The organism is Maribellus maritimus, assembly GCF_022267315.1.
GTDB lineage: Bacteria > Bacteroidota > Bacteroidia > Bacteroidales > Prolixibacteraceae > Draconibacterium > Draconibacterium maritimum.
In genome coordinates this window covers 18,494-31,174 of the sequence record NZ_JAIKLE010000011.1, presented here as the reverse complement: position 1 = coordinate 31,174, position 12,681 = coordinate 18,494, and the positions used below count along the sequence as shown (strand labels likewise).

General features: G+C 37.0%; 10 protein-coding genes. 6 read left to right on the top strand and 4 right to left on the bottom strand.

What is annotated here, in order from left to right; all coding sequences use genetic code 11:
• Positions 1–54 precede the first annotated feature (54 nt).
• The 6 genes from K5G00_RS11445 (at position 55) to K5G00_RS11420 (ending at position 7,461) form a co-directional block, all read left to right on the top strand.
• Complete coding sequence (locus K5G00_RS11445; protein WP_238766296.1) at positions 55–792, top strand: Sir2 family NAD-dependent protein deacetylase; 738 nt, start codon at positions 55–57, stop codon at positions 790–792.
• Positions 793–922: 130 nt separating this feature from the next.
• Positions 923–1,669, top strand: a complete 747-nt coding sequence (gene fabG, locus K5G00_RS11440; protein ID WP_238766295.1) for a 3-oxoacyl-[acyl-carrier-protein] reductase — start codon at positions 923–925, stop codon at positions 1,667–1,669.
• A gap of 1 nt (position 1,670) precedes the next feature.
• Complete coding sequence (locus K5G00_RS11435; RefSeq protein WP_238766294.1) at positions 1,671–2,264, top strand: sulfotransferase family 2 domain-containing protein; 594 nt, start codon at positions 1,671–1,673, stop codon at positions 2,262–2,264.
• A 15-nt stretch (positions 2,265–2,279) separates the two neighbouring features.
• Complete coding sequence (locus tag K5G00_RS11430; RefSeq protein WP_238766293.1) at positions 2,280–3,149, top strand: PfkB family carbohydrate kinase; 870 nt, start codon at positions 2,280–2,282, stop codon at positions 3,147–3,149.
• 55 nt (positions 3,150–3,204) lie between these two features.
• Positions 3,205–5,112 (top strand): SpoIIE family protein phosphatase, encoded by a 1,908-nt coding sequence (locus K5G00_RS11425; protein ID WP_238766292.1) that lies wholly within the window; start codon positions 3,205–3,207, stop codon positions 5,110–5,112.
• Between the two features lie 264 nt (positions 5,113–5,376).
• Entirely contained in the window at positions 5,377–7,461 is a 2,085-nt protein-coding gene (locus tag K5G00_RS11420) for a TonB-dependent receptor (RefSeq protein WP_238766291.1), read from the top strand.
• A 12-nt stretch (positions 7,462–7,473) separates the two neighbouring features.
• On the opposite strand, the gene K5G00_RS30035 is transcribed toward K5G00_RS11420, so the two are convergent.
• From K5G00_RS30035 to K5G00_RS11400, 4 genes are all read right to left on the bottom strand, one after another.
• Entirely contained in the window at positions 7,474–9,030 is a 1,557-nt protein-coding gene (locus tag K5G00_RS30035) for an FGGY-family carbohydrate kinase (RefSeq protein ID WP_238766290.1), read from the bottom strand.
• Between the two features lie 77 nt (positions 9,031–9,107).
• Positions 9,108–10,709 (bottom strand): M1 family metallopeptidase, encoded by a 1,602-nt coding sequence (locus tag K5G00_RS11410; RefSeq protein ID WP_238766289.1) that lies wholly within the window; start codon positions 10,707–10,709, stop codon positions 9,108–9,110.
• 1 nt (position 10,710) lies between these two features.
• Positions 10,711–11,502: an SDR family oxidoreductase gene (locus K5G00_RS11405; RefSeq protein ID WP_238766288.1), complete on the bottom strand. Its 792-nt coding sequence runs from the start codon at positions 11,500–11,502 to the stop codon at positions 10,711–10,713.
• A 48-nt stretch (positions 11,503–11,550) separates the two neighbouring features.
• A complete protein-coding gene (locus K5G00_RS11400; protein ID WP_238766287.1) occupies positions 11,551–12,624 on the bottom strand; it encodes a DUF2891 domain-containing protein in 1,074 nt (357 codons plus the stop codon).
• Between the last annotated feature and the right edge of the window lie 57 nt (positions 12,625–12,681).

Genomic DNA, 12,681 nt, shown 5'->3' with positions numbered 1-12,681 from the left:
GCAAAGATAAATCATTATTTTGATTAGTTTTAAACAGGAAAAAACAGATTTAAAATGAATCTTCTTATTAAAGAATCAGCAGAAATAATAAAAGAGTCGAAATTTACGATTGCATTTACAGGCGCCGGCATTTCAGTAGAAAGCGGTGTACCTCCTTTTAGAGGGGAACACGGTTTGTGGAATAAATACAATCCTGAGGTTCTGGATTTGGGGTATTATTTAAACAACGAAGAAGAATGTTGGGTACATATTCGTGAAATTTTTTACGACTTTTTTGCCTATGCAAAACCAAACAAGGCACACGAAGTTCTTGCCCGAATGGAACGGAAAGGATTGTTAAATTCAGTAATTACTCAGAATATCGATAATCTTCACTTCGACGCCGGAAACAAAACAGTGCACGAATTTCATGGAAACTCAAAAAAGCTAAAATGTTTAAAATGTGGAAAAATTTATGATGCCAGTGAATATGATCTTAAAAATATTCCGCCACGTTGTAAAAGTGATAATCAAATTTTAAAACCCGATTTTATTTTCTTTGGAGAAGGAATTCCTCAAGATGCTTATTCGAATTCGTTTGCCGATGCTGAAAAAGCTGGAGTTTGTATCATAATCGGCTCAACAGGAGAAGTAGTTCCCGCCTCGTATGTTCCCAGAACGGCTAAACAAAACGGCGCCATTATTATTGAAATTAATCCGGAAGAATCATTGTTTACCGAGCAGGTTACCGATATTCATTTGCCAGGGAAAGCAGGAGAAATTATGGCACTGCTTGAGAAAGAATTATTTTGAATATTTCAACTATTGGTTTGAACGTTAAATATGCCACAACGATTTCAACTCGTATTTAAAGGATTTGAAGTGTTCAACTTTTTAATAAAAGCAAAGAACAATTATATTTGCGCAACTAAAATTAAAAATCATGAAGTTACTTGAAGGAAAAACAGCGATAATTACCGGCGCTTCACGCGGAATTGGGAAGGCAATAGCAATAAAATTTGCACAGGAAGGATGTAATGTTGCTTTTACCGATTTGTTTGAAGACGAAAATATGAAAGCTACCGAGGAAGAACTAAAAGCACTCTGTGTACAGGCTAAAGGATATGCTTCGGATGCCAGTAAGTTTGAGGAAACTGATAAAGTTGTGAGCGAAATTGTAAAAGACTTTGGAAGGATTGATGCTTTGGTAAACAATGCAGGTATCACCAAGGATACACTTTTGATGCGTATGACTGAAGATCAATGGGATGCTGTAATTAATATAAATCTTAAATCGGTATTTAATTTTACAAAAGCAGCCCAGCGCACGATGTTAAAACAACGATCGGGCTCAATTATTAATTTAAGTTCGGTAGTTGGTGTAAGTGGAAATGCCGGACAAGCCAACTACTCTGCTTCAAAAGCCGGAATTATTGGTTTTACCAAGTCAGTAGCCCGCGAATTGGGATCTCGGGGGATTCGTTCAAACGCAATCGCACCCGGATTTATCATTACTGAAATGACCGGCAAAATTCCGGAAGATGCCAGAAAAGCGTGGGAAGCGTCAATTCCGTTAAAACGAGGTGGTACACCCGAAGAGGTAGCAGGAGTTGCAACGTTCCTTGCTTCTGATTTATCTTCCTATGTCAGCGGACAGGTTATCCAGGTTTGTGGTGCAATGAATACTTAACATGCTGTTTTCTTCAAAAAGAAAAATATTTTTTGTACACATACCCAAAAATGCCGGCAACAGTATTCGTCCATTATGTCGCAAAGAAGGCATAAAAGTAGTTACACATAACATCAGGCGAAGAAATAAAAGGTTGCTGGCAGCCCACAGGGGTAAACAAAAAATTCACGCATTTTGTATTTCCCGTAATCCTTATGATCGTTTGGTTTCGTCCTATTATTATCTGATGGAAAAAACCACTCATAAAGGTGATTTGGTCGATCGTGAAAAGTTTGTTGCCAGATACAAAGATTTTGACGATTTTGTAAAAAATGGACTGGAAACAGCTTCTAAGAAACAGCTTCATTTTTTACCACAAGTCTTTTGGATTTATAACAAAGAGGGAGATCCCGAAGTGGAAACAGTTTTGCGCATGGAAAATCTTCAAAAAGATTTTGATGAATTTTGTAAAATGATGAATCTTGGGAACTATAAATTGAAAATTACCAATGCATCAAAACATAAATCGTGGGAAGAATACTTTACACCTGAGACAAAAAAAATTGTGCAGGATATTTATTATGATGATTTCGTTTTTTTTAATTATAAAAAATAACAGGAATTCCGGTTTATGACTAAGAGCAGGGGACTTTTTATTGGGGTAACAACTATTGATATTCAGTACTTTGTCGAAGAGTTCCCTGTGTCAAATGTTAAATTAAAATCTCAGCCTCCCGATATTTTGGTTGGTGGCCCGGCAACAAATGCGGCCGTTATTTTTGCTAAACTGAGTGGCAATGCAAGCCTGATTTCAGCCGTTGGGAATCATTCTTTTTCTGATTTTGTAAAAAACGATTTCCATAAGACAAATGTAATCCTGACTGATTTAATAGAAGGGGAGGAGTTTAGCCCCATCCTTGCATCGGTTGTGAGTTCGTTAAAAAATGGAGAACGTAACATTTTCACCCATCATCCTGAGACAATTTGTCCCAAAATAACAGCAGAATATATAATTGAATCAGAACGTCCTGATATAGTGATGCTTGATGGATTTTATCCTGAGATTGGTATAGAATGTGCAAAAATTGCAAAAACAAAAAATATCCCGGTGGTTCTTGACTGTGGGAGTTGGAAACCTCAGTATGACGAACTTCTGTATTATGCAGATGTAGCCATTTGTTCAAATAATTTTTATCCACAATTTACAAATAATAATCAACAGGTACTTTCTTATCTGAAAGAAAAAAATGTAAAATATTTTGCAATTTCAAGAGGTGAAAAACCGATACTCTTTTACAATAATAATACTTATGAAAAAATACCGGTAGAAGGTAATCAAGTGATTGATACCCTTGGTGCAGGCGATTTTCTTCACGGAGCTTTCTGCTATTATTTTGTTCAATATAACAACTTTGAAAAGGCATTGAAAAAAGCCTCCGAAATTGCTACACTTTCGTGCCGGTATAAAGGAACACGTGAATGGTTAAACTTTTGGGATTAAGTGTTATTTTGAAAAATATTCCTTAAATTGTAAAAAGCGGTAAATTGTAGTGAGAATGATTAATAAATCAATTTCATACAGACTAAGTATATTTGTGTCGCTTGCAGTAATTATTGTTTTTATAGCTTTTATAGCTGTTTCGTATGTTTTTGACAAGCAACTGTTAAAAGAAAACATTGAAAGCCAGGCCATCGTTGAAAGTTCAAAAATAATTATGCAGGTTCAAAAACAAGTTGTCTCCACACGCGAGATAGCCGGTAATATTTCTGAGCAAATATTATATTATGGCTTACATGACGATGTGGATCTTTTTATAAAAAAAATAATTGCCAAGTATCCTTTTATCAATGCCATCCATATAAATATAGATTCTACCGTGCCAAATCAAAATTATCATAATTTTGTTTCTGTTCGGGAAAATGACAGTATTACATTCAGAAAAGGAAATAAGCCTTTTTACCATTGCGCGTTTGAGGAAGAGTCAGTGCAACAGGTAATTAAGCAGAAAAAGCCAGGTTGGACAAAACCATTCCGTTGCCCGGAAAATGATGTTGTTATTGTATCTTATGTATCTCCAATTGAGGCCAATGATAAAAATGATATTCTCAAAAGAAGAGGCGAAGTAATTTGTGAATTATCACTTCAGGAATTAAACAACTTGATAAATGCAACTGAAATAGGAAATATTGAAAATAGCTATGCTTTTTTAGTCTCGGAAGACGGGGACTATATTACCCATCCAAACAAGGAATGGATTTTAAATCGAAATTTGTATACGCTTTCCGACAGGGTTTATGATAAAGAGGAGGTTGATGTGAAACAAATACTTTCAAACCAATTAACCGGGATTACTACCGCTTTTTCAGACTTGTTGGACTACCAGAAAACCTGGATTTATTATACTACTGTTAAAGAAACCGGCTGGCTATTGGTTTTTGTTTTGCCTTATAATGAGCTGTTTCAACCTTTGTATGTTATGCTGTTGCAGTTGCTTTTTTTCTCGGTAATTGGAATTCTGGTTATATATTTCATAATAACTTTTATTACAGGCAAATTGGTAGAACCATTAAGTACAGTGACAACACAACTTAAAAGATTTAGCAATCTTTCAGGACAAACAACGATAAACACTTTAAATGAAGTAAAATTAATTTCTGAAAGTCTTGATTACTTGAAGAACTGGTATGATAACTACCGGATTTCACAGTCGCAGGAAAAAAAGAGAAGCGCCAGACAAATGCAGGATTTGGAACAAGCTTCAGAAATACAACAAAGTCTAATAAAAACAGATTACTCATCTTTCGCGAAAAAACATAACATTGAATTATTTGCTCTTTACAAACCGGCAGGAATTGTAAGTGGCGATTTGTTTGATTACTTTTTTATTGATGATGAAAATATGATTTTTACGATTGGTGATGTTTCAGGAAAAGGAGTTCCCGCTGCTATTTTTATGAGTATCGCACAAACCATAATTAAAAGTAGTACAACTGTTAAAAGAGCAAAGAATATAATAAAAAAGGCGAGTGGTGAAATTTATACAAATAATCAGCATCAATTCTTTCTTACTCTTTTTGTAGGCGTTTTAAATGTTAAAACGGGACAGTTAAATTACAGTAATGCGGCACACACTACCACGTTAATTGTAAAACAAGATGGACAAATTATTGAATTGAATCATTCTCATGGTTTACCCCTCGGACTTTATCCGGATAAAGAATATACTGACCGAAAAATTCAAATAAGCAAAGGCGACAAAATTATTTTGTATAGCGATGGTATAACCGAACAATTTAACGAAAAGAATGCACAACTGGGATTGGAGGGATTAAAAAAAATTGTCATGGAAGCTAGTTCAACAACGCCAAGCGAACTGGTCAAAGAAATAGAAAAAGAAGTTGAAGATTACAGGGGAGAGCGAAAGCAAAACGACGATATAACTCTTTTTATCATTCAATACTAGTTGCTGATGAAGAAATTCCTGAACTATTTTGATATCGACTTCGGCTTATCGTATCAGGTGTAAAAGTGTAAATACAGTCTGTTTAATCTTCTTTTGTTTTTCAAAACAAACTCTAATCCAATAAAGCGCATTTTTATTTTGAAAAAAGTAAACATAAATAGTATAGTTTCGTTTGAGTAAAAAAACGAAATGAAATAGCTACTTTTGAAAATATCCCATATACTTATATTTCAAAACAGATGAAAATAAAACGCGACAAAACAAATGCTAAGAATAATTAATTATACCAACTTATTTTTGTCGACCCTTCTTCTTTATTTTTTTTTCACACACCAGGTAAACGCTCAAAACAAAAACGCACAGGTTAAACAGGACAGTACTGAACTGTCAGGAAAAATTGACGAGGTAACCGTAACGGCATTTCGTACTCCATACAATTTATTAAATACACCAGCTCCGGTTCATTTAATTTCTTCCGTACAGTTGGAAACAGGAAGCGCTTTTTCTCCCGTTGAAGCGTTAAACCAGGTTCCGGGAATTTTAATGCACCACGGCACATTAAATACAAACCGTTTAACGATTCGCGGCATCGGTTCGCGAACACCTTATGCAACCAACAAAATAAAGGCCTATTTTGGTGAGATCCCATTGACTTCAGGAGACGGAGAAACCACCTTGGAAGATCTTGAAAATTCTTCCATCAAACGAGTTGAAATTATCAAAGGGCCTTCATCAAGCTTATTCGGAGCGGGTTTAGGAGGAGTAATTCTTTTTCATCCCAAAACAGTTGCCAGAGATTTTGCTGAAATCCAGACTACCCTGGCATCTTTTAGTACAATAAAAAATACACTTTCCGCCGGAGTAATTCAAAACAAAACGAGTATTTTCGCTTTGGGTTCCTATTTGAAAAGCAATGGTTTTCGTGAAAACAACAACACAAAGCGAACAAACCTCTTGTTGCATTCGCAGTATTCTTTTTCAACCAATGTCAATCTTCAGGTTTTATTGAAGGCAACAAAAATGAAAGCATTTATTCCAAGTTCACTCGATTTATCCACATTTGAAAATCACCCGGAACAAGCAGCTTCAAATTGGAAGAATGTGAAAGGTTATGAGGATTATGTTTCGGGTCAATTTGGCATATCGTTGAATGTGTATACCAGGCGGGATGAAAAAATATCGTTTGCTACTTTTGGGAGCTATAGAGATGCTGACGAATTGAGGCCGTTTAATACCCTTGATGAACAATCACATTATCTGGGATGGAGAGGTTATATTCAGAAGAATATTTCAGGAGAACATTCAAGTATTACTTTTACTTCCGGACTTGAATTTTTCAGAGAGAATTATAATTGGTCAACATTATCAAATGAAAATTCAAATGCTTTTTTATCCGACAATCAGGAAAAACGTTCCTATGAAAACCTTTTTTTTCAGATGGAATCCGGTTTTTGGGAACGGTTATATATATCAGCAGGAATTAACGGCAATCTAACACGGTTTGATTATGCCGACCATTTTATCGAAAATGGCGACCAATCCGGCAAGCATTCATATAAACCAGTTCTGTCTCCGCGTCTCGGATTTAATATTTTACTTATGCCCCGACTGTCATTTTTTGGTAACGTAAGCAACGGATTTTCAACTCCCTCCTTTGAGGAGACATTGCTTCCGGAGGGTGAAATTAATCCGGATATAAAGCCAGAAAATGGATGGAATTATGAAGTTGGTTTCCGGACATTGTTTTCCGATCAGTTGCAGGCTTCCTTAAGCTACTACCGTATTTATGTTAACAATCTGCTTGTAGCCCGACGCACCGGAGAAGATGCTTATATTGGCGTAAACGCAGGAGAATCATTGCATCCGGGCCTGGAGGCAGAAGCAAAATGGTCGGTTTTGCCGGCCGGAAACTATCCGAATTTAAATTTGGGCGGCAATGCCACTTTTGTAAATTATCATTTTACCAATTTTATCGATAACAATGTTGACTATTCCGGAAAAATGCTGCCCGGAACAGCTAAAAATATATGGATGATAAATTCTGTATTTAGTCCGACCAGAAATTTCAAATTGCATATTTGGTATCGTCACACCGGAGAGATGGCGGTGAACGATGCCAATTCCGATTTCACCAATCCGTACGGAATTACAAATGCAGAAATTAAATATGCAGGGAGATTAAAAAATATTCTGGTTGAGTTAAAAGGAGGAGTTCAGAATATTTTTGATTTAAATTATCCGGCTATGCTCGCTGTCAACGCGCCTGCATTTGGTGGTAACTTAGCACGTTACTACTACCCGGGAGATCCCAGGAATTTCTATTTTTCTGTTTTTCTGCGCTTGGAATAAACCCAAAGCTGTTTATTCGGGATATCCTGTTATTTCTCTGATTTCATTGTATAGAGGTTCCAGTTTCCTGTACATTTTTTTGTATACTTTTTTGTAAAGCTTGCGGTAAAAATCAACATGTATTGTATTGGGTTGAAATTCATCTTTATATTTCACCATGTTTTTGGTTGCTTCCTCCAACGAAATATAATTTCCCGTTGCCCAGGCTGTAATAATAGCCGCTCCCAAACCGGATGTTTCTGATGTTTGTCCTCGTATAATCGGCAGATCAAAAATATCAGCAGCGATCTGACAAATTTCATTGCTTTGAGAGGCGCCGCCAGAAACCGCGAGTTTTTCCATTTTTTGCCCTGAAACTCTTTCAATTTTCTCCTTTCCTTCTTTTAATGCGAATGCCAGTCCCTCTATTACAGCGCGGTAAACATGAGGTTTTTTATGTACATCTCCAAAACCAATTATTGCTCCTTTAGCAGCAGGTTCAGATAAACCCGGGCTCCAGTATGGTTGAACCACAAGGCCCATAGAACCAGGTGGTGACTGACTTAACAATTTATTTAATGCTTCTTCTTCTGAGATTCCTTTTTTCTTTGCCTGCTCAACCTCCTTTTGCGCAAATTCATTCTTAAACCATGTAATCATCCAGAAACCGCGGAAAATTTCCACTTCAGGATTAAAAAGCCCCGGAATTGTTGCCGGGTATGCAGGCATAAATTTTATCGGCTCAATATATCTCTCTGAAGTAGTTTGAATAGTTGCCGTTGTGCCAAAGCTTAAACTCCCCAGTTTGGTGTTGACAACACCCATCCCCAACGTTTCACACCCTTTATCGGAACCACAGGCCACCAGAGGCAAGTTTTCTGGGAGACCGGTTTCTTCACTTGCTTTTTTGTCAATACCCCCGATGATTTCGCCAGGTTGTACCAGTTCCGGGAGCTTTTCTTTTTCAACAGGGTAAAGCTTTGTGCTAAATGCCAGCAAATTTTTAGGATTTCCCCATTTTTGTTTTTTATAATCAAAAGGAATATGCCCGATTTGTGAGGCTACCGAGTCTTTGAATTCGCCGGTTAGCCGATAATGAAGAAATCCCGATACCTGCAAATATTTGTAAGTATTTTCCCATATTGCAGGTTGATTTTGCCGAATCCAGTTGCATTTTCCTTCACGCTGGGCCTTTGTTAGTGTGTCTTCAAGCCCCATTGTTTTTATCAATATTTTTAAGCCCCATTCTGGCCTGAAAACAGGTTTTGCTTTTCTTTGGTCAAGCCAAATCATAAGCGGACGAAGTGGTTCTCCATTTTTATTTACGTTTACCATTGAGTCGCGGAGTGCCGTAACTCCAACTCCAACTATACTCGAAAAATGGTGGGCGCTTTCTCTTTTTAGTTTGTTACATGCCACTTTCAATGTATGCCAGTATATTTCAGGATCTTGTTCAGCCCAGCCTGCCTTGGGGCTTGTATATGGCTCAAAAGGGATTTTTTGTATCGCAAGTACTTCTCCTTTCAAGGAAAAAATTATTGCACGCAGACTTTGTGTTCCACAATCAATAGAAAGAATGGTTTTCTCCACTTCAATTTTTGTTTAAATTTATGAAAACACATCAAATCTTCAATAGACACAAACAGGAGTTATGGGGTTTTGGATGGTTACTTATTTAATTCAAAAAGCAATTTTACATCCGGATCCAGTTGTATATCTTTTACTTTTCCTTTCAGCACAAAAGAAATACTTGTTTTTCTTTCAGAAATTTCCAGTGTTTTGACCTGACTTTTTTCTCCATTTTGCAGTAGAAGTTTTATTTCAAGCGGAAAGTTGAACAGGAATTTTTTTTGAACCTGAGTTATTTTAATCCTTATTTCACCGTTTGATTTTTGTTTCCATTGCCATTTTAAAACCGGAAGTCCGGGTTGCCAAAGCCATTGGTGAAAGAAAGCATCAAGATCCTGTTTTGAATTCTTTTCTGCAATATCTTTAAAATCGTCGGTTAATGCAGTGGAATTCCGAAAGCTCAGATAATACTCTTTAAGCGTTTGCGTAAACACTTTGTCCCCAATTTTATTCCGCAACATATGTAAAAACCAACTTGCTTTCTGATAGGAATTTGCATTTAACAGCTCCAAATAATCAGTAACAGTTGTATCAATAACGGGAGCCCTCTTTTTATGCGCGTACTCTATTACTTGTTTCCGGTCATCAATTAATCCGTCTTTAAAAACCTGGTTGCCATAATAGTATTTTTCGTACCGATGGGTTAGATAAGTGGCGAATCCTTCGCTCAGCCAAAGATGGTGCCAGTTTTGTTCAGTTACTGAATTTCCAAACCACTGGTGAGCCGTTTCGTGAGCAATAAGGCTTTCTATCTTTTGCTTGCCGGAAATTGCACGTTCTGCATAAAAAATACAGCTTGCATTTTCCATTCCGCCATATTTTGTCTTTGACTGTACATGTGCGAGTTTTTCGTATGAGTATGGCCCAATAGTTTGAGAAAAGTAGGAGAGTGGTCTCACTCCATATGCAAAGTCTGAAATTCCTTCTTCGGCATTCCGGGGAAATACCCAGCAACTGACTCTTGTATTTCTGTATCTTCCCAAATCAGCTTCTATAAAAGGAGCGACACCAATAACCATTAATTTGGTGGAAATAGGGATTTTTTCTTTCCAGTTGGTGAATTTTATTCCGTTTCCCAGATCTATCTCATTTTCCAATTGCCCGTTTGACACCACTTTGTAGTGTTCAGGTGCAAAGACGAAAAAATCGAGTGTCGCTTTATCTGAAGGATGATCAACTGTGGGAAGCCAGTACCTCGCCCGATTAGGCCAGTTATCACCAAAAAATGTACGATCGCCAAATTTGTTTTCCGAAATTATTAAACCGTCGGCTGGAACACCTGAGTAAATTACACCAAGATTAACTGTTTCTTCGCTGCCAATTTTACGGTTAAAGATAATTTGTAATTGATCATTTTTGTGAAAAAAATTCACCGGCTTACCATCAAACACTACATTCCTAACTTTCATTCCTGTGGATGTTGAGTAGTTTAAGCCAATTAAATCTAGTTGCAGACTTTCAGAAGGTTTCAAGAATTTAACAAGGATATTGGCTTTCCCTTCAATTCGGTCGCTTGTGTCATTAAGGTGAATTTCAAAATCATAGTGCTGAACGTCAATGCTTTCAAACCGCTTTTGATGATTTTGAGCGGCTGCAAAATAAACGAATACTAAAAAAAGTAGGGTGAGGTTAATTTTCATTTTACCAAACAGTTTTTATAATCCCTCCATCTACAGCTAAACTTGCGCCAGTAATATACGAAGCAGCAGGCGAAAGTAAAAATGCACCGGCTTTTCCAAATTCTTCAATGGTTCCGTAACGGCCCAAAGGAATTGTTTTTTCAAATGTTGATTTTATCACATCTGCGGATGTTCCTTCTTTTTCAGCCAGATTTTTATCCAGAGATTTTACCCGATCCGTATCAATTCTTCCGGGGAAAAGGTTATTTATCCTGATGTTTTCAGAAGCCATTTCGTTTGACAAACTTTTTACCAAACTTGTAACTCCCGATCGAAAAACATTGGATAGCAAAAGTTGGTTAATGGGCTCTTTTACTGACAGCGAAGTGATGGTTACTATCGAACCACCTCCATTGCTTCTCATCACAGGGAGGACACCCCTGATTAGCCGAACAGTGCTCATTAGCGTTAAATTAAATGCTGCCTCCCAGTCTTTGTCTTCAAAATCATCAAACTTACCAGGAGGAGGGCCACCAGCGTTAACAACTAAACCATCAATCCTCTGAAAGGCTGTTGTTATTTCAGAAACCCAACTTTTAATCGATTGGGCGTTCGAAACATCGGCAACCGAAGAGTAAATGGTTCCACTGGTCTCAGTTCTGAGTTTTTCAGCAGCTTTTTCAATATCAGTTTTTGTTCTGCTGGCAATACAAACAACTGCTCCGTTTAGAGCTAGTTCCTTGGCAATTCCAAATCCTAAACCTTTACTGGAAGCGGCAACCATAAAAATTTTTCCTTCAACTTGTAAATCCATCAGAATTAAAATTTAAATTTTCAAATAACAAATATCGAGATAAATGTTCTATAATGAGTATTTGATAAGTGCATAGCTTGCAAAAGAAGCCAGCCAATGAGCTCCTGCATATTCTCCGGAATCCATTTTTTCATAACTGTAATTGAAATGTTTTTCGCCAAGGTCAATCATTTTTTGATTATTTAAGGCATGTCCGATTTCGAATAAACACCAGGCACGGCTGAAATTTAGTCCATCGAGATGTGCCAGTTTACCGTCGCTGCGATCGGTTACAACAGCTACTTCAAGGTATTTTTCCGGATTTTTTTCAAAACCGGGAAGAAAATCTGTTAACCATTTTTCAAATTCAACTTTTGATAAAATTTTTTCCATCAAGAAAGCTTCCTGTAAACAAGGTGAAAGGAAATCGAAACCGCCTGGTTCCCATGTAAGCGGGCATTCACAGTCCTCCATATAATATTCTCTGGCTTTTTCTTCAATTTTTAAAGCCAGCTCAGGGTCGTATTTTTTTGCATAATCATAAGCAAATGACATTCCGAAAGCGATGTTGCTGTGTTCTCCAATTCGAATCGGATAAATCAATTTATCGAGAAAATCAGAAAATTTTCCAGATATCAAACGCACCAGAGGAAACAGGTTTTCGTGCAGTTCTTTTGCCTCCGGATTGTCCCATTCAAGAATAGCTTCGTCGAGTTTTAAGAGCCAGGCCCAGCCATAAGTCCTTTCATAATCTTTATTGTGCTCGTCATCAAAATAAGCTACCTCTGTTAAAATATTTTCTTTGGTAATATTTTTTTGAAGTTTTTTTAATATTTCATCCCGATACTCAAAATCAGGGAACCGATTCAAAATAGTTACTAAAGTCCAGTGTCCATGAACCGATGAGTGCCAGTCGAAACAACCATAAAAAGCCGGATGAAGCTCCCGGGGAGGAGCGAGGTAACTGTCGTTACCTAAAACCTGGCCAAGCTTGTTGGGATATTCGTTGTCAATACACTCGTAGGCAAAATGATATAAATACTCTGCCTTGTGTTTATCAAAATTGAGTAAAGAATTCACCTGTGATTTCGTATTATAACCAATGGATAAAAAAGTAAAAAACACCAATAACTTTAGCTTCATATCTCTTTTTTCTTGTGAAAATAGGGTTTATTTGCGAATGTTAAAACTTAAGCAAAA

What these genes read in the sequence shown, in the direction of transcription:
- K5G00_RS11445 (WP_238766296.1), top strand. Translation starts at nt 55, where the DNA reads ATGAATCTTCTTATTAAAGAATCAGCAGAAATAATAAAAGAGTCGAAA.
- fabG (WP_238766295.1), top strand. Translation starts at nt 923, where the DNA reads ATGAAGTTACTTGAAGGAAAAACAGCGATAATTACCGGCGCTTCACGC.
- K5G00_RS11435 (WP_238766294.1), top strand. Translation starts at nt 1,671, where the DNA reads ATGCTGTTTTCTTCAAAAAGAAAAATATTTTTTGTACACATACCCAAA.
- K5G00_RS11430 (WP_238766293.1), top strand. Translation starts at nt 2,280, where the DNA reads ATGACTAAGAGCAGGGGACTTTTTATTGGGGTAACAACTATTGATATT.
- K5G00_RS11425 (WP_238766292.1), top strand. Translation starts at nt 3,205, where the DNA reads ATGATTAATAAATCAATTTCATACAGACTAAGTATATTTGTGTCGCTT.
- K5G00_RS11420 (WP_238766291.1), top strand. Translation starts at nt 5,377, where the DNA reads ATGCTAAGAATAATTAATTATACCAACTTATTTTTGTCGACCCTTCTT.
- K5G00_RS11410 (WP_238766289.1), bottom strand. Translation starts at nt 10,709, where the DNA reads ATGAAAATTAACCTCACCCTACTTTTTTTAGTATTCGTTTATTTTGCA.
- K5G00_RS11405 (WP_238766288.1), bottom strand. Translation starts at nt 11,502, where the DNA reads ATGGATTTACAAGTTGAAGGAAAAATTTTTATGGTTGCCGCTTCCAGT.
- K5G00_RS11400 (WP_238766287.1), bottom strand. Translation starts at nt 12,624, where the DNA reads ATGAAGCTAAAGTTATTGGTGTTTTTTACTTTTTTATCCATTGGTTAT.